The following is a 19,329-nucleotide window of genomic DNA, read 5'->3' as shown; positions in this document are numbered from 1 at the left end:
TGCGTCAGCGCGGGACGCCGCGCGGCGGCCTGGCCGCTAGTCCGGCATCCCGTGCAGGCTCGGTTTCCCTGGCCACCGCTGGCTCGCCGGAAAAATAGAACCGGTCTGCGATCGGCGAGGCGGCGACCCAGGGCAATTGCCGGCCATGGGTTGCCTTCTCCACCGCAAGCCCGACCTCGTTGAAGGTCCTGAACAGGCCATAGCCCTGATGCCGCATGGTGGCGGCCAGCGCGCGCGTATAGGGGCTGTGGCCGTTGTCACCATCGAGCGCGACGCTGCGCGGCTGGGTCGCAAACGAGATCAGCGTGCCCGCCGGCGCCTGCATCTGCGCCAGCCCGCCGGTGGCGGAGCGCACGCCGCGATCGCGAAACGGATTGTTGCGGCAGGCATCGAGCAGCACGAGATTGATCCTGGCGCCGGATTTCTCCATCTGGTCGAGCACGCCGGCCATGGCGATGCCCTGCATGAACACGTCACCCTCGTTGGCGGGATCGGCGTCGACCGGCACCAGATAATTCAGGCCGTGGGTCTCGACGCCGTGGCCGGCATAATAGAACAGCGCCACGTCGGCGCCGACCAGTTCGCGGCCGAAAGCCTGCAGCACATCGTCGAAGCCGGTTTTGGTCAGGTCGACCTGCGCGCCGCCGCCGACCACGAGGAAGCCGAGCGACGACAGCGTGTCCGAGACCAGCCTGGCATCGCCGGCCGGGTTCGGCAGCTTCGGCGCGCTCCGATAGGCGGAATTGCCGATCACCAGTGCGACCCGCTTCTCGGCCTGAACGGCGGTGCCGATGCACAGCACGAATGCCGCGACGATCAGGCGCGACAGGATGCCGTTTCGGCCGGACATGGTGATGCACTCCGCGGGGCGGGACGTCGGGCTGTTATGGATTGGTCTTTCCGGATCGCCTCCGGTTCGAACGAAGCTGCCGCCCGTTATCGGGCGTGCACCCATCCAGATTGAGGAGCGATGTCAGTTGACGCGCCGGTTGCGGCGCAGCAGCGCCTCGGCGGTCGGGCATCCGGTCCGCCGCGCTGAGGGCGTCGCGAAGGGCCGCTCGATGGTGACGATCTGGCAGCCGTGCTGCGCCGAAACGTCGGCCACGACGCTCGACACCGCGTCGTCGATCCGTGAGCCGGGCAGATGGGCGACGATCAGGTCGCTGATGCTGAGCCGCTTGCGGACGCGCAGGTCGCTATCGACGCGGTAGCTGAACAGGGCATGGATGACGCCGCGGCGATCGCGGATCGCGATCAGCCCGGTCTGGAGCGAGCTGCCGCGGCTGCGCCGGCGCACGAACCGCAGCCATTGCTGCGTGGTAATACTGGCATCATGCATGAACACCAGCGGATAGGCCGCGATGGCGTCCTGATGGTCGATCGGAAGTGCTTGGAAATGCTCGTTCATCGTCGGTTTCCCCGAACACGGACGAAATTGCTGGGGAACGGGCGGCGCAGCATTGATCTGCATCAATGACCCCGGCGGTTGATCCAGATCAAATCGCGGCTGATAGTGTCGACATCGAAACCATGCGGACCCCCGAAGCCATGAGCATCGCCGAACCACTGCAGGATTCGTGTGCCGGCACGACGCCGTGCGACTGCATGCACGGCCGCGCCACCAATGGCTGCGAGGACTGCAAGGTCAGGCTGTTCAGCGTCTGCGCTGCACTGGAGCCGTCCGAGCTCGAGGAGCTCGACCGGATCAGCCAGGCCAAGCAGGTCCCGGCAAGAACGACGCTGTTCGAGCAGAGTGCGCCGGCGGGGAGCGTGTTCAACGTCACCGACGGGGTCGTGCGGCTGTACAAGTCATTGCCCGACGGCCGCCGCCAGATCGTCGGTTTCGCACTGCCGGGCGACTTCCTCGGACTTGCGCTGCAGGACCGCTACGGCGTCACCGCGGAGGCGGTGAGCCAGGTCGCGGTGTGCCGTTTCGCGCGATCGACGTTCCTTGCCTATGTCGACGGCAAGCCGCATCTGCTGCGCCGCCTGCATGAATTCGCCGGGCACGAACTCAGCCTGGCGCAGGACCAGATGCTGCTGCTCGGGCGGCGCAGTGCCGAGGAAAAGATCGCCGCGTTTCTGCTCAACATGCAGACGCGACACGCCCGGATCGGAAGCATGTCCGTCACCGTGCCGCTGCCGATGAGCCGGCAGGACATCGCCGACTATCTCGGTCTCACCATCGAGACGGTGAGCCGCACCCTGACCCGGCTTGCGCGCGAGAAGGTGGTGCTGATCGTGCCCGATGGTGTGCGGCTGCTCGACCTCGAACGGCTCAAGCTGAGCGGCGCGAGCTGACGCTGCGGCGCCGGCTTTTTGATCCAGCACAAGGCGATGCGCGCGTGAGCGCGCTAGGTCTCTCCATCATATGCAGGAGACGACCCATGCCCCTCGACACCATCCTTGTTATAATCGCCGTCACCGCGATGTTCGCCACTATTGCAATCGTCATTGCGTGGGGCGACCGGCAGACGCGCGATCTGTGACGCTGTCCGCGCTTTAGCGGATCGCGCCCTTGAATTTGTCGATGTCCGGCGACGGGCGGGCGGGAAACAGCCGCGCGGTCGAGGAGATGTCGAGCCGGCGCCGGCATTTTGCCTCGTCGGCGCTATCCTCGGCGCCGTCCTTGCCGGTGCGCTTTTTGGCGAAGACGTCGTCCATCCGGTTGACGATCAGCATGGCGTGGTCGCGCTCGAGCGTATCGGGGTTCTTGCGCCGCTCGTCGGAGCGAAACACGCCGGCCACGATCTTGCCCGTCATGTCGTAGTCGCAGCCGGCCTTCCAGTCGCCCTGGTCCCACTTCCATCCCGTGGCGCTCAGGGTGCCGTCGCTGTCGGCGGTGACCTTGATGACGGCGTTATAGGCGAGCCAGATGCCGGCGAGCCCATTGCGCTTGTCGTCAAAGCCTTCGAGCAGCGCGAGGCGTTCGCGCTGCAATCCGTCGACATGGTCGCGGGCACCGACGGTGTCGTGCACCTGCGAGGTCTGCTTCTCCCAGGCGGGATGCAGGAATTCCGGATACTCCTCAGTCTGGCTCTTCACCCAGTTGCGCTGGTCGTCGATCAGCGCGCGCCGCGTTGGCTCGTCGAGCCGCGGCTGCAAAGCTTTCCAGGCCCGGTTCAGGCGCTGGTCATTGTCGGCCAAATCAGGGTCGGCGCAGATTTCCTCATCGGTCGCGGTCTCCGGCCTGGTGCAGTCGAAGGTCGGGGTGACGAAAGTGGTATCGGCCTTGTCGGATGCCGCGTCCTTGCCGGCGGCAAAATAGCTGCCGGTGATCTGCCCCATGGATTCGCATGCGGCGAGGCCGCCCTCGTCGTCGCCCAGGATCGCAACGATGCGCAAGCTCTCTCCCTGGCGGCGGACCTTCAACGACGGTGGCTTTGCGGTTTCGGCGGTCTTGGCCGGGTCGGTGAGTGCGGGGCCGGACAGCCAGCCGCTCGCGGCAGGCTTGACCAGCGCGGTCAGCTTGCAAGTCCGCCGCCGGTCGCCGCCATAGTCGCCTCGCAGATCGGCGGCGAGGCGATAGGCGCCGGCTTCGGCCGGCGTCAGCGTGATGTTGCCGAACGCGTTGACCCAGCTGCCGGCGAGGCCCGGCCGGCCGGATGCCATTCCGTCAAGCGCTGCGGCGCGGCGGCGCAGGGCCTCGGCGAAACTCTCTTTTAGCTCGTCCGCATCGGCGTCGGCCATGACCTCCGCGGCGTCGATGATCATCTCGTTGAACCAGGCCTGGTCGCGCTTCAGCAGCGGCTTGATGTTGGCCGGCATCTTTGCCAGCGCCGCATCGAATGCCTTGTCGATCTGCGCCACGAGCTTGTCATAACCGGCCTTCGTGCAGTCGGCGGTCTTGATCGTGCTGTCGCCGGTATCGCCGCACAGCCTGATCGCGGTCGGCGCGCTGCTCGATGCGCGCAGATAATCGTCCATCGCAATGGACGGACTGGACGCCAGGACCGTGATGGCCGCTGAGATAGCTACGAGCCGTGGGGAGCAAGGCATGGGCGATAACCTGCAAGGCCGCGGCATGCGGCCCTTGCGCCTTGGGTCGCCGGCCGCCCGCGCCCGGTTCAAAATGTCGGCGGCGTGCAGGCCGAGATCACCTCGCACGGCTTGGCGCCGATGCAGCGGAAGCGGTGCGGGCGGCGGCTTTCGAAATAATAGGCGTCGCCGGCGTTGAGTACCCGACGCTCGTCGTCGACCGTGACCTCGAGCCGGCCCGACACCACGATGCCGCCTTCCTCGCCCTCATGCACCAGCGGCACCCGGCCGGTGTCGCTGCCTGGCTCGTAGCGCTCCTTCAGGATCTGCAACGCCCGGCCGAACAGGCTGTCGCCGATCTGGAGGTAAGAGATCGGCTTCTTGCCGATCTCGGTCAGCTCGTCGGCGCGGTAGAATGCCTTGCGCGGCCGCTCCGGCTCGATCGCGAAGAATTCGGCGAGCCCCATCGGGATGCCGTCGAGGATGCGCTTCAGCGCGCCGACCGACGGGTTCATCTGGTTGGATTCGATCAGCGAAATCGTCGAATTGGTCACGCCGGAGCGCTTGGCGAGTTCGCGCTGCGACAGCTTGTGCCGCGCACGGATGAATCGCAGCCGCCCGCCGATGTCGACGCTCATGACAGTCCCTTCGGCAAAATCGCTGTTGCAGGTGTTGCGGATCGAACAAATCTTCGCAGACCGCCTCAACAAGATCAATGGCTTGCCGTGCGACAGAAAAGGACTTGTTGAGTGCCGGGAAGAGTGGTCCGACTAGGCATCGTCAGCAATGGAGCGCGCCGTGACCGTTCATCAGATTCCGAACACCATCAAGACCGAATCGCTCTGGATGCCGTTCACGGCCAACCGGCAGTTCAAGAAAGCGCCGCGGCTGTTCTCCTCCGCCAAGGGCATGTACTACACCTCGGTCGACGGCCGGCAGGTGATCGACGGCTCCGCCGGTCTCTGGTGCGTCAACGCCGGCCATGGCCGCCCGCAGATCGCGTCCGCGGTCGAGCGGCAGCTGACCACGCTGGACTTCGCGCCCTCCTTCAACATGGGCCACCCGCTGGCGTTCGATTTCGCCGAGCGCCTCGCCGAGATCGCCCCGAAGGGGCTGGATCGCATCTTCTTCACCAATTCGGGCTCTGAATCGGTCGACACCGCGCTCAAGATCGCGCTGGCCTATCATCGCGCCGCCGGCCAGCCGACCCGTACCCGCCTGATCGGCCGCGAGCGCGGCTATCATGGCGTCGGCTTCGGCGGCATGTCGGTCGGCGGCATGGTCGCCAACCGCCGCCAGTTCGCGACCCATCTGCCTGGTGTCGACCATATCCGCCATACCCATGATATGGCGCGCAACGCCTTCGCCAAGGACATGCCGGATCACGGCGCCGAGCTTGCCGATGACGTCGAACGAATGGTGGCGCTGCATGGCGCCGACACCATCGCCGCCGTGATCGTCGAGCCGGTGCCGGGCTCGACCGCGGTGCTGCCGCCGCCGAAGAATTATCTGCAGCGGCTGCGCGAGCTCTGCACCAAGCACGGCATCCTCCTGATCTTCGACGAGGTCATCACCGGCTTCGGCCGCCTCGGCACGCCGTTCGCCGCCAACTTCTTCGGCGTGACGCCCGACATGATGACCACCGCCAAGGGCATCACCAATGGCAGCGTGCCCTGCGGCGCGGTGTTCGCAACCCGTCAGATCCATGACGCGCTGATGACCGGCCCCGAGGGCATGATCGAGCTGTTCCACGGCTACACCTATTCGGCGCATCCGGTGGCCTGCGCCGCCGGTATTGCCACGCTCGACATCTACAAGGATGAAGGCCTGCTGACGCGCGGCGCGCAGTTTGCCGATTATTTCCGCGATGGCCTGCATTCGCTGAAGGGACTGCCGAACGTCGTCGACATCCGCAATATTGGCCTGATGGGCGCGGTCGAAGTCGCGCCGCGCGATGGTGTCGTCGCCGCGCGCGGCTACGACCTCATGGTCGACTGCTTCAACAGCGGGCTTTATCTGCGCATGAGCGGCGACTCGCTCGCGGTGTCGCCGCCCTTGATCGTCGAGAAGAAGCATATCGACGACATGGTCTCGATCCTGAGCGATGCCATCAAGCGCGTGGCCTGATAATTGCTAGCTATTCGTCGCTAGCTCTACAAATTGCTGTCGCCGTTGCGGAGCAGAGTGGTTTCGCAGCGGCGATTGCGTTTGTTGCTGCAGGATGTGAGGAAAAGTGAAGGTTCTTGTTCTCGGCAGTGGCGTGATCGGCGTCACCTCGGCCTATTACCTTGCGCGCGCCGGCCACGAGGTGACGGTGATCGACCGTCAGCCGAAGCCCGCGCTGGAAACGTCGTTCGCCAATGCCGGCGAAGTGTCGCCGGGCTATTCGTCGCCCTGGGCCGGTCCCGGCGTGCCGGTGAAGGCGGTGAAGTGGCTGCTGATGAAGCACGGCCCGCTGGTGATCCGCCCGAAGCTCGATCCCGTGATGTGGCTGTGGCTTCTGAAGATGCTGCGCAACTGCACCACCTCGCGCTACGCGGTGAACAAGAGCCGGATGATCCCGATCGCGGAATACAGCCGCGACTGCCTGCAGGCGCTGCGCAATGACATCGGCATCCGCTATGACGAGCGCGCACGCGGCACGCTGCAGCTGTTTCGCGAGCAGGCCCAGCTCGATCATACCGGCGATGACATCGCGGTGCTCAAGCAATATGGCGTGCCGTTCGAGGTGCTCGACCGCGAGGGCTGCATCAAAGCCGAGCCTGCGCTCGGCTCTGTGAAGCAGAAATTCGCCGGCGGGCTGCGGCTGCCGCATGACGAGACCGGCGACTGCCACATGTTCACGCAGGCGTTGGCGCTGGAAGCCGAGAAGATCGGCGTCCGCTTCAGCTTCAACGTCGGCATCGACGGTCTGAATGCGGACGCGACCCGCATCACCGGCGTTGCGACCAGCGCCGGCATGATGACCGCCGATGCCTATGTGCCGGCGCTCGGCAGCTACTCGCCGCATCTGGTGCGGCCGCTCGGCATCTCGCTGCCGGTCTATCCGGTGAAGGGCTATTCGATCACGGTGCCGATCAAGGACGCCGCCGGCGCGCCTGAATCGACCGTGATGGACGAGAGCTACAAGGTCGCGATCACTCGGCTCGGCGATCGCATCCGCGTCGGCGGCACCGCCGAGATCTCGGGCTATTCGACCAAACTCTACGCCGCGCGGCGCGCGACGCTGGACCATTCGCTGACCGATCTGTTCCCGCGCGGCGGCGATCTTCCCAAGGCCACCTTCTGGTGCGGCCTGCGCCCGATGACCCCGGACGGCCCGCCGGTGATCGGCGCGACGCGCTTTGCCAATCTGCACCTCAACACCGGCCACGGCACGCTCGGCTGGACCATGGCCTGCGGCTCGGGCCGGGTGCTCGCGGACATGCTCTCCGGCAAGAAGCCCGAGATCGACACCAAGGAGCTGTCGATCAAGCGCTACGATCACCGGTTCGGGTAACGGCGTTTTCCAGACGCCGTCCCACGCGCGGATACCGGTATTGCCGGTGTGCCGGCTTCATCGAAGGAAGCAAAGTGAATGCAGACGCAGCAGACCGTTGCCGGATACGAGATGTCGACCGATGCACGCCGCCTGAACCTGGATGTGATTCATACGTTCCTGGCAGAGCAGAGCTATTGGTCGCCGGGCAAGATCGATCGTCGAGCGCGCGATCGAGAATTCGCTCTGCTTTGGCGTCTATCACGGTGCTGCGCAAGTTGGCCTTGCGCGTGTCGTCACCGACAAATCGACTTTCGCACTGCTTGCCGACGTGTTCATCCTGGAGGGACATCGCGGCAAGGGTCTGTCGAAGTGGCTGATGCGTTGCGTTGTCGAGCATGAGGACCTGCCAGGCCTGAGGCGCCTCCTGCTCCTGACGTCGGACGCGCACGGATTGTACCGCCAATTCGGCTTCGAAGCGCTCGGCAATCCATCCCGTTTCATAGAAGTTGTTCGCCCGGATATCTATCGGTCGCGTTGACGGCCTCGTCAGGGCGGTGCATCAGCCGCCCCCGTCCGGTCGAATGCGAACGAATCCGCATGGTCACAGGCGCCCCGTCTCGAGCGGGGCTTCTTGTTGCATCATCGCGAAACAGCCCGGCACGACGGCCGGGCTGGATCATGAATATTCACTAGTTTGCAATACCGGCATCAAACGAGATTATCGCCGTCCAGTCTGTTCACTTCAGCACACTTGTGCGGGCTTATGCGGTTCATATGCGGCGGAGCTTGCAGCGCTCTCGAATTCATATCCCGCTCTGAAGATATTGAGCCCGATGCAAGCGCCCCGCGGACGCCAGGCCGCCGAGGCTCGGCCGCACGTGCGAGCGCGAACGGGAACAGGTGATGTCATGTCTTCGCTTCAGATTACCGCCGGCGACCGGATCATCGAGCCGATGATCGCGCTGGCCGGTTGCACGACCCAGCAGCGCATTGTCGTGGCCGGCTCGAAGAGCATGGAGTTGATGTTCGAGCTGCAACGGCGCGGCTATCTGCGCGCCGCAGCGACCGGCAATTGCGGCCGTCCGGCCGGCCAGTACGATGCCGCTTTGGTCGATTGGCGGCGCCGCACCCTTCCTGCGCTTGAGCCGGCACTGGACTGGCTGGCGAATTTCCTCAACGCCCGTGCGGTGCTGGTGGTCTGGGTCGACGCACAGAAGGCCGCGGCCAACCAGAGCCTGCGCGCCTCGCTGGAGCGGCGCGGCTTCGTCGTCGAGCAGGGCATCGTGCATCAATACGGTTGCGCGCTGTCGGCGCGGAGGTCGCAGGCCCATCCGTTGCAGCTGGCGGCCTGACGCGCTGCTGATTGCGCAACGGCAAACGCCGCTAGAGCATGATCTGGAAAAGTGTGTAGCGGTTTTCCGAAAAGATCATGCTCAAAGCAAAGAGATAGAGCGGGATGACGATTCGAAGAAGAGTCATCCCGCTCGGGTCCCGAAGGGAAACTCCGATGTCCAAGGTACGACGCGCGGTTATTCGCGAATGGATGACGCTGGCGCGCGAGAAACGGCACTCCGGCGAGCAGGCAGCGGCCTTTGCAACGGCGGCGCTGCAGCGGCACGATTTGCCGCGCAGCCGGCGAACGCCGCACGCGATCATCATGCGGTGGCTGTGGCCGCGCACCGGGCGTCCTTGAGCGCCGCCACTTGCAATCAACAGCAGAGCGATCGATGCGTGGCCCGGAGTCTGAACTGTCCCCGCGTGAACCCCGCGGCGCGGACGATCTTGTCGCCGAAATCGCGAGGTCAACGTCCGACGCTGCGGCACGCAGCGCCGCGGCGCTCGCGCTGGTGTGTTGCGACATCATTGCCGGCGAGGGACCCACTGTGGCCGGCCGGGCGCATTTCTCGCGAACGATCGACGCCGCTGACGCCGCGTTATGCGCGCGCATTCTCTGCGTTGCCGGCCGCACCGGGGATTCGGTCAGCCGCGCCGAAGCCGACGCGCTGTTTGCGATCGATGCCGCGGGGAGCGAGCGGTGCGATGACGGATGTTTCGATGACCTGCTCGCGAAGGCGGTGCTGCATCATCTGATGGGCGTGGCCGGCGCCACCATTCCCGGCCGTGAACAGGCGCTGGCTCGCGACAATCCGCTTGCTACCTGGGTAACGGCGATCGCGCTCGCCGGGGAGCCGCGATCCTGGCTCGCGGATCATCTGGACTGGATGAAGCCGTCATCCCCGGCCGCACGCACGATCGATGCCGTGCTTCATATCAATCCGGCAGGACCCCGGCTGCCGCTCGGCGTTCTCTTCAATATGGCGGCGTGAACGTATTTCGTGGCCCCACGGGCGTAGCCCGGATGCGCGCAGCGATATCCGGGGCCGCTCGTCCCGCATGTCGCTTCGCTCATGCGATCGCACCAGCAACTAGCGCGATGTTTTGAGGCTGGCTTTCTTTCGTTCCGGTTTCGGCTTGCGGGATTCCGTCATCGGCCGTACCCGCAACCCGTCCACGAACACATCAAGCAACCTGAGCGCCGTGGTCTGCCAGCCCGGCTGGTCGTGCATGTAGCACATGCCGATCAGCGCGCGCAGCACGTCCTCGGCGCTGATGTCGTTGCGGATCGCGCCGGCCGCGACCGCGCGCGCCAGCAGGGTGCCGATGGCCTTGGTCAGGCGGTCGAACGAATAGGCGTGCAGCTCGCTCGAGCCGGCCGCGACCAGCGCAAGTGCTGCGACCATGCCTTTTTTGGTGGCGACGAATTCGACATTGGCGCGCAGCCAGCGCCGCAGCGCGTCGACCGGCTCGGGCGCGCTCTGCAACTGCTCGGCAAGGTCGCCGAGCTGCTCGACCTCGCGGCGATAGACCGCCTCATACAGCGCCTCGCGGGTCGGGAAGTGGCGATACAGCGTGCCGATGCCGACGCCGGCATGGCGCGCGACGGCCTCGAGGCTCGCCTCGCTGCCGCCGGCCGAGAACACGGCCTTCGCCGCCTCCAGCACGCGCTCGCGATTGCGCACGGCGTCGGCGCGCGGCTTGCGAGCAATTTCTGTTGATGGACCGGCCATTGTTTTTTCTTCTCGCCCTCCCTTGTAAACGGAGGGCGCCTCCGTATATGGCGACCAGCACCCGGCCTGACAAGGCGCGCCGATCACCGATCGGCGGCCACGGGACGGCGTTGCCCTGATTCAACCGACCATACACGGATCGGAGCCCCGCATGAATCTCCCACTCAGTCTCACCATCAACGGTGTCCGCCGGGAAATTGTCCTCGACGACCCCCGCGTCACCCTGCTCGACCTGTTGCGCGAGCGGCTCGACCTCACCGGAACCAAGAAGGGATGCGACCGCGGCCAGTGCGGCGCCTGCACCATCCTGGTCGACGGCCGCCGCATCAATTCCTGCCTCGCGCTCGCCGTCAGCCATGACGGCGCCGAGATCTTGACCATCGAAGGCGTCGCGCGCGGCGATCAGCTGCATCCGGTGCAGGCCGCCTTCATCGCCCATGACGGCTTCCAGTGCGGCTTCTGCACGCCGGGCCAGATCATGAGCGGCATCGGCCTGATCCAGGAGGGGCAGGCCGGCGATGATCCGGAGCGCGTGCGCGAATGCATGAGCGGCAATCTCTGCCGCTGCGGCGCCTATCAGGGGATCACCGAGGCCGTGCTCGAGGCACAGAGCAGTATGACCACTGCAAAACAGAGGCGCTCCGCATGATGAATTTCGATTATGTCAGGCCGGCCAGCGTCGCCGATGCGATCGCGGCGGCCTCCGAAAACGGCGCGACCTATCTCGCCTCCGGCACCAATCTGCTCGACCTGATGAAGGGCGGCGTCAGCCGGCCGAGCCGCCTGGTCGACGTCACGCGGCTGCCCGGGCTCGATCGCATCGAGCATCTGGCCGATGGCGCGTTGCGCATCGGCGCACTGGTGCGCAACGCCGAACTCGCGCACGACGCTGGGTTCGCGCGCAATTATCCCGCGGTGGCCGAAGCGCTGCTGTCGGGCGCATCCGCCCAGCTTCGCAATGCCGCGACCGTCGGCGGCAATCTGATGCAGCGGACCCGCTGCGCCTATTTCTACGACGCCGGCAGCGCCTGCAACCGGCGCTGGCCGGGCGCCGGCTGCGAAGCCTTGAAGGGCGAGAACCGCCTGCATGCGGTGCTCGGCTGGAGCGAAAGTTGCATCGCGACCCATCCGTCGGATTTCTGCGTGCCGCTGGTCGCGCTCGACGCGGTCGTCGAGATCGAGGGCAAAAGCGGCCGGCGCGAGCTGCCGCTCGAGGCGCTGCACCGCTTGCCCGGAGAGACACCGGAGCGCGAGACTGCGTTGGACCGCGGCGACCTGATCGTCGCGCTGCGCCTGCCGGCCGGAGCACAGGCTTTTGCCAAACATGCCCGCTACATCAAGGTGCGCGAGCGCACGTCCTATGCTTTCGCCGTGGTCTCGGCCGCGGCGGCCTTGCGCATCGAGGATGGCAAAATCCGGGACGCGCGGCTCGCGCTCGGCGGCGTCGCGGCAAAGCCATGGCGGACGCGCGAGGCCGAGCAGGTGCTCGCAGGTCGCGCGGCGGATGCGGCCAGCTATCGCGAGGCGGCGCGTGCCGCGCTCGCCGACGCAAAACCGTCCGGCGACAACGCCTTCAAGATCGAGCTCGCGCAACGCATCGTCGTGCGCGCGCTCACCCTTGCTGCCGCAGGCACGCCGGATCGTATCCCCGCGCTGCCGGGCTCTCCCTTCTCATCCGTTGCAGGAGCGTGACGCATGACAGCTGAACTCAATCTGACCCGCGACCCCGCCCATCTCCGCCATGGCTCGAATATCGGCCAGCCGCTGACCCGCACCGAGGGCGTGCTCAAGGTGACCGGCAAGGCCCGCTATGCCGCCGACAATCATCCGCCCGGCATGGCCTATGCGGTGATCGCGACCAGCTGCATCGCGCGCGGCCGCGTCACCGCGCTCGACGTCGCCGCCGCCAAGCGCCACCCCGATGTCATCGACGTGATGACGCCGGCGCACAAGCCCGAGCTGGCGGAAGACCCGGACGCCAAGGGCAATCCGTTCGCCTTCCGCATGGAGCTGTTGCAGAGCGATGAGGTGCGCTACGCCAACCAGGCGATCGCGGTCGTGATCGCCGAGACGCTGGAGGCCGCGACCGAAGGCGCTGCGCTGCTGTCGCCGCGCTATCAGGTCGAGATCGCGCGCGTCGGCCTCGACGCCGGCGAGGCCTATGCACCGCCGGTGGTCGGCATCGGCAATCCCGCCGAAGTTCGCCACGGCGACATCGATGCCGGCCTCGCCGCGGCCTCGAAGCTGACAGATGCAACGTATGAGACGCCGGCGCAGTATCACAACGCGATGGAGCCGCATGCGATCGTCGCGGTGTGGGACGGCGACCGTCTGTTCATCGATACGCCGAGCCAGGGCATGGCAATGGCGCAGATGCGGATCGGTGGGCTGTTCGGCATTCCGCCGGCGAATATCCACATCAATAGCCCGTTCCTCGGCGGCGGTTTCGGCTCCAAGGGCCTGGTCTCAGGCCCGCAGGTGCTCGGCGTCATGGCGGCGAAGCTGGTCGGCCGTCCGGTCAAGCTGGTGCTGCGACGGAGCCAGATGTATGGCCCGGTCGGCCATCGTTCAGCGACCCGGCAGCGCATCCGCATCGGCACCGACGATGCGGGCCTGTTGACAGCGCTTGATCACGAGGCGCGCATTGCGACCTCGAGCTTCGACGATTTCTACGAGCCCGCTGCGGACGCCTCGCACACGCTCTACGCCAGCCCTGCGATCCGCACCGCGCATGAAGCGGTGCGCGTCGACACCGGCACGCCGCTGTTCATGCGCGCGCCGGGCGAGGCCACCGGATCGATTGCGCTGGAGAGCGCGATCGACGAGGCGGCGTTCGCCTGCGGCATCGATCCGCTGGAGTTCCGGCTCAAGAACTACGCCGAGGTCGAGCCGACCACCGGCAAGCCGTTTTCCTCCAAGGCGCTGTGGCAGTGTTACGCGAAGGCCGCCGAACGTTTCGGCTGGGCGGGACGTCCATTGCAACCGAAGCAGATGCGCGACGACAGCGGTTTTCTGGTCGGCTGGGGCATGGGCACCGCGACGTTCCCCGCGCTGATGTTCCAGGGCAATGCCCGCGCCGTGATCCGCGCCGACGGGCGCGGCGTGATGGAGAGCGGCGCGCATGACATGGGGCAGGGCGCCTGGACCGCGCTGACCCAGATCTCGGCCGACGCGCTTGCCCTCGACCTCGATCAGATCGCGTTCCTGTCGGGCACGTCGGACCTGCCGGATGCCGGCATCGCCGGCGGCTCGGCGCATACCGCAACGGTGGGCGCCGCGATCCACAATGCCGGCGCGGCCGTGATCGCAAAACTCGCCGAGCTCGCCACCTCCGACCAGCGCTCGCCGCTGTTCGGCGCCGGCAATGCCGGCGTGGTGGCGCGCGCGGGGCGACTCTATCGCCGCGACGACGATGCGCGCAGCGAAAGCTATGCCGACATCCTGACGCGCGCCGGCGTTGCCGAGGTCGAGGCCAGCGGCACCGGTGCGGCCGATCCCGCGGCGCAATCGCGATATGCGATGCACGCGCATGGCGCTGTCTTCGCCGAGGTCAAGGTCGATCCCGAGCTCGGCCAGATCCGCGCCACCCGGCTGGTCGGTGCGTTCGCCGCCGGCCGCATCATCAATCCGTTGATGGTGCAGAGCCAGCTGCGCGGCGGCATGATCTGGGGCCTCTCCTTCGCGCTGCATGAGGAAGCGGTGATGGACAAGCGATCAGGCCGCATCCTCAACGCGAACCTCGCCGAATATCATGTGCCTGTTAATGCCGACGTGCCGCCGATGGAGGTGATCACGGTCGACGAGCACGATCCGCACGTCAATCCGCTCGGCATCAAGGGCGTCGGCGAGATCGGCATCACCGGCAGCGCTGGTGCAGTCGCCAACGCCGTCTGGCACGCGACGGGGATCCGCGTACGGAATTTCCCGATCAAGATCGAGGAGCTGGTGATGGGGTTGGGAAGTTAGCGGACGTTCCGCGAGAATTGTCCTCGGCGTCGTCCCGGCGTAGGCCGGGACCCATAACCACAAATGTAAGTTGTGACGCGGCGCTGGGGCCTCAGCCTTCTTCAACAACACGACCCTGTGGTTATGGGTCCCGGCTCCCGTGCGCAATTGCGCACTAGGCCGGGACGACGAACGGAGAGAGCGAAGCCTTACCCCGCCGCGGTCACGCAATTCACCCACAGCACCACGGCCTTGGCATCATCAGCCGGGTTGGAAAACCGGTGCGGGCGGCGGCTGGCGAATCTGAAACTGTCGCCCTGCTTCAGCGTCCAGGTTTCGGTGTCAACTGTGAGCGTCATCTCGCCCTGAAGCACGAGGCCGGCCTCTTCGCCGTCATGGGTGTAGAACTCGTCGCCGGTGTTGCCGCCGGGCTCGAGATGCACCAGGAACAGGTTGAGCCGGCTCTCGCTGCCGGCCGGGCTCAGCAATTGCTTCGAGATTCCGGTGCGCCACAGTTTCAGCTCGGCGCGCTGGACCTCGCGGGTCACGACGCCGCCGGCGCCGTCGTCGCGCGGCGTCGCGCCGAACAGCGCGGCGATGCCGACGCCGAGCACGTCGGCCAGTGTTGCCAGCACACGCAGCGAGGGCGACGACAGGCCGCGCTCGATCTGGCTGATGAAGCCGATCGATAGATCGGTGCGTGCGGCGACCACCTCCAGCGACATCTGCTTGCTGCGGCGCAGGTCGCGGATGCGGCGGCCGACCGCAAGATCCATCGCCGGCTCGGCCGGTTTCCCGACCGGTTTTTTGGCGGCGCGGCGTGCCGTCGCGGGCTTGCCTGCCGCGCCTTTGCGCATTCTCTTGCCGCCGCTCACGTCAGTCCGCTTCCTTCATGTGCATGAAAACCGCTTGCATTGGCCGCGGTTTCGTGACCACAATTTCATATTGGTGAAAATAGGCCGGAACGGCGTCGCCCGCAACCAAAACCGCTCTACAGCGGACGACGCGGCGCCGGCGGCCAGCTTCGGGAGGTGTTGCGATGTCGTTTCAGCGTCTCGTCCAGGCCGCGGTCGCGGTGCTCGCCCTTGCCTTGAGCGCACCGTCGCAGGCGCAGCAGGTGCTGAAGGTCGGCTCGACGCCGACCGGCATCCCCTTCACCTTCCTCGACACCAAAACCAACTCGATCCAGGGCATCATGGTCGATCTCGCCACCGAGATCGGCAAGGATGCCGGCTTTTCCGTGCAGATCGAGCCGATGCAGTTCTCGGCGCTGATCCCCTCGCTGACCGCGAACAAGATCGACATCATCGCGGCCGCGATGTTCGCCACCGCCGCGCGCAAGGAGGTGATCGATTTCTCCGATCCCGTCTATAGCTATGGCGAGGGTCTCGTGGTGCCGAAGGCCGACACCAAGGCTTACACCTCGCAGGAAGATCTGAAGGGCACTGTGGTTGGCGCCCAGGTCGGCACCGCCTTCGTCGACGCGCTGAAGAAGACCGGGCTGTTCAGCGAGGTCAAGGTCTACGACACCATTCCCGATATCCTGCGAGACGTGAATGCCGGCCGCCTCAAGGCCGGCTTTGCCGACTATCCGATCCTCGCCTACAATCTGCAGCAGGGCAATTTCGCCGACGTGCGGCTGGTCGACGGCTACAAGCCCGTGACGGTGGGCACGGTCGCGATCGGCGTCCGCAAGAGCGACACCGAGCTGCTCGCCAAGATCAACGCCTCGCTGGCGAAGCTGAAGGCCAACGGCACGATCGCAAAGATCCTCGAGAAATGGGGCCAGAAGGCCAGCGCTTCGTGAGAGCGTGTGTGCTCCGAAGTGATCCGTCATCCTGAGGTGCGAGCGGAGCGAGCCTCGAAGGGTCGACGGCCACCAGCCGGGCCGTGCATCCTTCGAGACGCGGCGAAGACGCCGCTCCTCAGGATGACGGTAGTAATACTCGAGCACGTGACGGGACTGGATACGACTAGTCGATGCAAAAATTCTTCCATGACGCCGTCGAGTTCGTGCCGATCCTGCTGCAGGGTGTCTGGCTGACCATCGTCGTCACGATCGGCTCGCTGGTGCTGTCGACCGTGCTCGGGCTGGTGTGGGCCTTGATGCGGGTGTCCGGCATTCGCATCCTCACAGGCCTCAGCGCCGTGCTGATCAACGTGATCCGCGGTATCCCGATCATCGTGCTGCTGTTCTACATCTATTTCGTGATGCCCGATTTCGGTATCGCGCTCTCGGCGCTGCAGGCCGCGATCATCGGGCTCGGCATCGCCTATTCGGCCTATCAGGCGGAAAACTTCCGCGCCGGCATCGAGGCGATCGACAAGGGGCAGATCGAGGCGGCGCAGACCATCGGCATGGGCTGGTGGCTCACGATGCGCCGGGTGGTGCTGCCGCAAGCGGTCAGGATCATCCTGCCGCCCTACGGCAACATCATGATCATGATGCTGAAGGATTCTTCGCAGGCCTCGACGATCACGGTCGCCGAGCTCGCGCTGCAAGGCAAGCTGATCGCCTCCTCGACCTTCAAGAACACCAGCGTGTTCACGCTGGTGGCGCTGATGTACCTCACCATGAGTATTCCGCTCATCCTGCTGGTTCGGCACTTCGAGAACAAGGCGAACCGCAAATGATCGAGCTTCGCGACGTGCACAAGAGCTTTGGCAAGGTCGAGGTGCTGAAGGGCATCACCGCCTCGGTCGCCAAGAGCGAGGTGGTCTGCATCATCGGCCCGTCCGGCTCCGGCAAGTCGACCATCCTGCGCTGCATCAACGGGCTCGAGAGCTATGATCGCGGCGAGATCAGCGTCGAGGGCGCGCGCGTCGACCAGGGCGACCGCTCGATCGTGGCGATCCGCACCCAGGTCTCGATGGTGTTCCAGCGCTTCAACCTGTTCCCGCACCGCACCGCGCTCGAGAACGTCATCGAGGGGCCGCTTTATGTGAAGAAGGAGCCGCGTGAGGCGGCGATCGCGCGCGGCCGTGCACTGCTCGCGCAGGTCGGGCTTGCCGACAAGGCCGAGGTGCACCCGCCGCAATTGTCCGGCGGCCAGCAGCAGCGAGTCGCGATCGCGCGGGCGCTGGCGATGCAGCCGAAGGCGATCCTGTTCGACGAGCCGACCTCGGCGCTCGATCCGGAGCTGGTCGGCGAGGTGCTCTCGGTGATGCGCAAGCTCGCCGACGACGGCATGACCATGGTGGTCGTCACCCACGAGATGGGCTTCGCCCGCGACGTCGCCGACCGCGTGCTGTTCATCGACGGCGGCGTCATCGTCGAGCAGGGCGCCGCCAAATCCGTTCTCAACCAACCGCAGCACCCGCGCACCCAGGACTTTCTGCGCCGCGTGCTGCATCCGCTGTGATCAGCCGGAGTTCCAACGCATGGGCTTTGCCTCTATTGTCTCCGCACAAGCGGTCCACCTCTCCCCTTGTGGGAGAGGTCGGATTGCATCGTCAGATGCAATCCGGGTGAGGGGTGACGCTCTCTCGTGGGACCTGAACCCCTCACCCGGCGCTGCGCGCCGACCTCTCCCTATGGGAGAGGTCAAACGCCGGTCCCGACCATGACCTTACCGACCCGCCTGCCGCTGCCACCGAGCCTCTACGCCGACACCGCGGTGGAAGCGACACCAACGCCTCCGCTTACGACCGACAAAAGCGTGCCGGTCGCGATCATCGGCGGCGGCTTCACCGGTCTCTCCACTGCGTTGCATCTCGCCGAGCAGGGCGTGCTTGCGACCGTGCTGGAGGCGCAGGAGCCGGGCTGGGGCGCGTCCGGCAACAATGGCGGGCAGACCAATCCCGGGCTGAAGCACGACCCCGATCAGATCGAGCAGGATTTCGGCGCCGATCTTGGCCGCCGCATGATCGACTTCTCCTACGGCACCACCAATTTCACGCATGAGCTGATCCGCCGCTACCAGATCCCCTGCGAGGCGCGGCAGAACGGCACGCTGCGCGCCGCCTACAATGAGGCCAGTGCGGCGGCGATCGCGACGACGGCACAGCAATGCATCCGGCGCGGTATGCCGGTGAAACTGCTCAACGCCGCCGAAATGCGCGAGATGACCGGCAGCGATCGTTATCTCTGCGCGATGCTGGATGCGCGCGGCGGCGACCTGCATCCGCTGAGCTATGCGCGTGGCCTGGCGCGTGCCGCGATCGGCGCCGGCGCCGCCGTCCATGGCGAGACGCCGGCGCTGTCGTTGCGCCGCGACGGCGGAAGCTGGCGGATCGAGACCCCGCGCGCGGTCGTGCATGCCGACAAGGTATTGCTCGCGACCAATGGCTTTACCGATGATCTGTGGCCGGCGCTTCGCCGCACCATCGTGCCGGTGTTCTCCTCGATCGCGGCGACTGCGCCGCTGTCTGAGGCGGTCGCAGCCGCGATCATGCCGACGCGGCCGGTGCTCTACGAGAGCGGCCACATCACGGTCTATTACCGCATCGACCAGCACAATCGGCTCTTGATGGGCGGCCGCGGCCCGATGCGCTGGATCATGGGCCCGTCCGACATCTCCTATCTGATCCGCTACGCTGAGCGGCTGTGGCCGCAGCTCAAAGGCGTCAGCTGGACCCATGGCTGGAACAGCCGCCTCGCCATCACCGCCGATCATTATCCGCATGTCCACGAGCCCGCCGAGAACTTCTTGATCTCGCTCGGCTGCAACGGCCGCGGCGTCGCGCTTTCGACCGCGATGGGCGCGCAGCTTGCCCGCCGCCTGATCGGCGGTTCCAAGGCCGAGATCGACATGCCGATGACGGGCATCAAGCCGATCCCGATGCATGCGTTCTGGCGCGTCGGCGTGACTGCGGCGGTGCTGACGGGGCGGGTGCGGGATAGGCTCGGGGTGTAGC

General features: G+C 66.1%; 20 protein-coding genes. 14 read left to right on the top strand and 6 right to left on the bottom strand.

Annotated features, from left to right (window positions below; all coding sequences use genetic code 11):
• Positions 1 to 4 precede the first annotated feature (4 nt).
• Both G6P99_RS35830 and G6P99_RS35825 read right to left on the bottom strand, forming a co-directional pair.
• Positions 5 to 850, bottom strand: coding sequence for a caspase family protein (locus G6P99_RS35830; protein WP_051346608.1), 846 nt, complete (start codon positions 848 to 850; stop codon positions 5 to 7).
• A gap of 123 nt (positions 851 to 973) precedes the next feature.
• A complete protein-coding gene (locus tag G6P99_RS35825; RefSeq protein WP_029083673.1) occupies positions 974 to 1,408 on the bottom strand; it encodes a hypothetical protein in 435 nt (144 codons plus the stop codon).
• Positions 1,409 to 1,548: 140 nt separating this feature from the next.
• Between G6P99_RS35825 and G6P99_RS35820 the strand changes: the two genes are divergently transcribed.
• Complete coding sequence (locus G6P99_RS35820; protein ID WP_051346612.1) at positions 1,549 to 2,301, top strand: Crp/Fnr family transcriptional regulator; 753 nt, start codon at positions 1,549 to 1,551, stop codon at positions 2,299 to 2,301.
• 201 nt (positions 2,302 to 2,502) lie between these two features.
• Here G6P99_RS35820 and G6P99_RS35815 read toward each other — a convergent pair whose 3' ends face one another.
• Together G6P99_RS35815 and G6P99_RS35810 are read right to left on the bottom strand one after the other, a co-directional pair.
• Complete coding sequence (locus G6P99_RS35815) at positions 2,503 to 3,927, bottom strand: lysozyme inhibitor LprI family protein (protein WP_029083672.1); 1,425 nt, start codon at positions 3,925 to 3,927, stop codon at positions 2,503 to 2,505.
• Positions 3,928 to 4,067: 140 nt separating this feature from the next.
• On the bottom strand, positions 4,068 to 4,616 hold the full coding sequence (locus G6P99_RS35810) for a cupin domain-containing protein (RefSeq protein WP_018273259.1): 549 nt from the start codon (positions 4,614 to 4,616) through the stop codon (positions 4,068 to 4,070).
• Positions 4,617 to 4,764: 148 nt separating this feature from the next.
• Between G6P99_RS35810 and G6P99_RS35805 the strand changes: the two genes are divergently transcribed.
• The 6 genes from G6P99_RS35805 to G6P99_RS35780 all read left to right on the top strand — a co-directional run bounded on the left by G6P99_RS35805 (position 4,765) and on the right by G6P99_RS35780 (position 9,786).
• The gene (locus G6P99_RS35805; protein ID WP_156928843.1) at positions 4,765 to 6,105 is read left to right on the top strand and encodes an aspartate aminotransferase family protein; all 1,341 of its coding nucleotides are present in this window, start codon (positions 4,765 to 4,767) and stop codon (positions 6,103 to 6,105) included.
• A gap of 106 nt (positions 6,106 to 6,211) precedes the next feature.
• The gene (locus G6P99_RS35800) at positions 6,212 to 7,477 is read left to right on the top strand and encodes a D-amino acid dehydrogenase (RefSeq protein WP_165125279.1); all 1,266 of its coding nucleotides are present in this window, start codon (positions 6,212 to 6,214) and stop codon (positions 7,475 to 7,477) included.
• 151 nt (positions 7,478 to 7,628) lie between these two features.
• Positions 7,629 to 7,997, top strand: a complete 369-nt coding sequence (locus tag G6P99_RS47765; RefSeq protein WP_198031227.1) for a GNAT family N-acetyltransferase — start codon at positions 7,629 to 7,631, stop codon at positions 7,995 to 7,997.
• Between the two features lie 370 nt (positions 7,998 to 8,367).
• A complete protein-coding gene (locus tag G6P99_RS35790) occupies positions 8,368 to 8,811 on the top strand; it encodes a hypothetical protein (protein WP_165125276.1) in 444 nt (147 codons plus the stop codon).
• A gap of 155 nt (positions 8,812 to 8,966) precedes the next feature.
• A complete protein-coding gene (locus G6P99_RS35785) occupies positions 8,967 to 9,152 on the top strand; it encodes a hypothetical protein (protein ID WP_156928842.1) in 186 nt (61 codons plus the stop codon).
• A 34-nt stretch (positions 9,153 to 9,186) separates the two neighbouring features.
• Complete coding sequence (locus tag G6P99_RS35780) at positions 9,187 to 9,786, top strand: hypothetical protein (RefSeq protein ID WP_051346607.1); 600 nt, start codon at positions 9,187 to 9,189, stop codon at positions 9,784 to 9,786.
• 99 nt (positions 9,787 to 9,885) lie between these two features.
• Here the strand turns inward: G6P99_RS35780 and G6P99_RS35775 are convergent, their stop codons facing one another.
• Complete coding sequence (locus G6P99_RS35775) at positions 9,886 to 10,527, bottom strand: TetR/AcrR family transcriptional regulator (protein ID WP_029083668.1); 642 nt, start codon at positions 10,525 to 10,527, stop codon at positions 9,886 to 9,888.
• Between the two features lie 151 nt (positions 10,528 to 10,678).
• Between G6P99_RS35775 and G6P99_RS35770 the strand changes: the two genes are divergently transcribed.
• Genes G6P99_RS35770 through G6P99_RS35760 form a run of 3 tightly spaced genes read left to right on the top strand, consistent with a single transcriptional unit; the run spans position 10,679 to position 14,493 of the window.
• Positions 10,679 to 11,176 carry a (2Fe-2S)-binding protein gene (locus G6P99_RS35770; protein ID WP_029083667.1) on the top strand — a complete coding sequence of 166 codons (498 nt, stop codon included), beginning with the start codon at positions 10,679 to 10,681 and terminating at the stop codon, positions 11,174 to 11,176.
• On the top strand, positions 11,173 to 12,219 hold the full coding sequence (locus G6P99_RS35765) for an FAD binding domain-containing protein (protein ID WP_029083666.1): 1,047 nt from the start codon (positions 11,173 to 11,175) through the stop codon (positions 12,217 to 12,219). Before G6P99_RS35770 ends, G6P99_RS35765 begins: the two co-directional genes overlap by 4 nt.
• Positions 12,220 to 12,222: 3 nt before the next feature.
• Entirely contained in the window at positions 12,223 to 14,493 is a 2,271-nt protein-coding gene (locus G6P99_RS35760) for a xanthine dehydrogenase family protein molybdopterin-binding subunit (protein ID WP_029083665.1), read from the top strand.
• 188 nt (positions 14,494 to 14,681) lie between these two features.
• Here G6P99_RS35760 and G6P99_RS35755 read toward each other — a convergent pair whose 3' ends face one another.
• Entirely contained in the window at positions 14,682 to 15,329 is a 648-nt protein-coding gene (locus G6P99_RS35755) for a cupin domain-containing protein (RefSeq protein ID WP_035977743.1), read from the bottom strand.
• 182 nt (positions 15,330 to 15,511) lie between these two features.
• Between G6P99_RS35755 and G6P99_RS35750 the strand changes: the two genes are divergently transcribed.
• The 4 genes from G6P99_RS35750 (at position 15,512) to G6P99_RS35735 (ending at position 19,328) form a co-directional block, all read left to right on the top strand.
• Positions 15,512 to 16,279 (top strand): ABC transporter substrate-binding protein, encoded by a 768-nt coding sequence (locus G6P99_RS35750; protein ID WP_029083663.1) that lies wholly within the window; start codon positions 15,512 to 15,514, stop codon positions 16,277 to 16,279.
• A 173-nt stretch (positions 16,280 to 16,452) separates the two neighbouring features.
• A complete protein-coding gene (locus tag G6P99_RS35745) occupies positions 16,453 to 17,106 on the top strand; it encodes an amino acid ABC transporter permease (RefSeq protein ID WP_029083662.1) in 654 nt (217 codons plus the stop codon).
• The gene (locus G6P99_RS35740) at positions 17,103 to 17,834 is read left to right on the top strand and encodes an amino acid ABC transporter ATP-binding protein (RefSeq protein WP_029083661.1); all 732 of its coding nucleotides are present in this window, start codon (positions 17,103 to 17,105) and stop codon (positions 17,832 to 17,834) included. Before G6P99_RS35745 ends, G6P99_RS35740 begins: the two co-directional genes overlap by 4 nt.
• Before the next feature lie 201 nt (positions 17,835 to 18,035).
• Entirely contained in the window at positions 18,036 to 19,328 is a 1,293-nt protein-coding gene (locus tag G6P99_RS35735; protein ID WP_029083660.1) for an NAD(P)/FAD-dependent oxidoreductase, read from the top strand.
• Position 19,329 lies beyond the last annotated feature (1 nt).

Origin of the sequence: Bradyrhizobium sp. 6(2017) (genome assembly GCF_011058295.2) — a bacterium.
In the GTDB taxonomy this organism is placed as follows: Bacteria; Pseudomonadota; Alphaproteobacteria; order Rhizobiales; family Xanthobacteraceae; genus Bradyrhizobium; species Bradyrhizobium septentrionale.
This window is presented reverse-complemented; position numbering and strand designations above follow the sequence as displayed.

Bases quoted from the DNA above. Each gene is read 5' to 3' on its own strand.
- G6P99_RS35825 (WP_029083673.1), bottom strand. From the start codon at position 1,408: ATGAACGAGCATTTCCAAGCACTTCCGATCGACCATCAGGACGCCATC.
- G6P99_RS35770 (WP_029083667.1), top strand. From the start codon at position 10,679: ATGAATCTCCCACTCAGTCTCACCATCAACGGTGTCCGCCGGGAAATT.
- G6P99_RS35775 (WP_029083668.1), bottom strand. From the start codon at position 10,527: ATGGCCGGTCCATCAACAGAAATTGCTCGCAAGCCGCGCGCCGACGCC.
- G6P99_RS35755 (WP_035977743.1), bottom strand. From the start codon at position 15,329: ATGCGCAAAGGCGCGGCAGGCAAGCCCGCGACGGCACGCCGCGCCGCC.
- G6P99_RS35790 (WP_165125276.1), top strand. From the start codon at position 8,368: ATGTCTTCGCTTCAGATTACCGCCGGCGACCGGATCATCGAGCCGATG.
- G6P99_RS35815 (WP_029083672.1), bottom strand. From the start codon at position 3,927: ATGGACGATTATCTGCGCGCATCGAGCAGCGCGCCGACCGCGATCAGG.
- G6P99_RS35805 (WP_156928843.1), top strand. From the start codon at position 4,765: ATGGAGCGCGCCGTGACCGTTCATCAGATTCCGAACACCATCAAGACC.
- G6P99_RS35760 (WP_029083665.1), top strand. From the start codon at position 12,223: ATGACAGCTGAACTCAATCTGACCCGCGACCCCGCCCATCTCCGCCAT.
- G6P99_RS35820 (WP_051346612.1), top strand. From the start codon at position 1,549: ATGAGCATCGCCGAACCACTGCAGGATTCGTGTGCCGGCACGACGCCG.
- G6P99_RS35750 (WP_029083663.1), top strand. From the start codon at position 15,512: ATGTCGTTTCAGCGTCTCGTCCAGGCCGCGGTCGCGGTGCTCGCCCTT.
- G6P99_RS35780 (WP_051346607.1), top strand. From the start codon at position 9,187: ATGCGTGGCCCGGAGTCTGAACTGTCCCCGCGTGAACCCCGCGGCGCG.
- G6P99_RS35765 (WP_029083666.1), top strand. From the start codon at position 11,173: ATGATGAATTTCGATTATGTCAGGCCGGCCAGCGTCGCCGATGCGATC.
- G6P99_RS35810 (WP_018273259.1), bottom strand. From the start codon at position 4,616: ATGAGCGTCGACATCGGCGGGCGGCTGCGATTCATCCGTGCGCGGCAC.
- G6P99_RS35830 (WP_051346608.1), bottom strand. From the start codon at position 850: ATGTCCGGCCGAAACGGCATCCTGTCGCGCCTGATCGTCGCGGCATTC.
- G6P99_RS35740 (WP_029083661.1), top strand. From the start codon at position 17,103: ATGATCGAGCTTCGCGACGTGCACAAGAGCTTTGGCAAGGTCGAGGTG.
- G6P99_RS35745 (WP_029083662.1), top strand. From the start codon at position 16,453: ATGCAAAAATTCTTCCATGACGCCGTCGAGTTCGTGCCGATCCTGCTG.
- G6P99_RS35735 (WP_029083660.1), top strand. From the start codon at position 18,036: ATGACCTTACCGACCCGCCTGCCGCTGCCACCGAGCCTCTACGCCGAC.
- G6P99_RS35785 (WP_156928842.1), top strand. From the start codon at position 8,967: ATGTCCAAGGTACGACGCGCGGTTATTCGCGAATGGATGACGCTGGCG.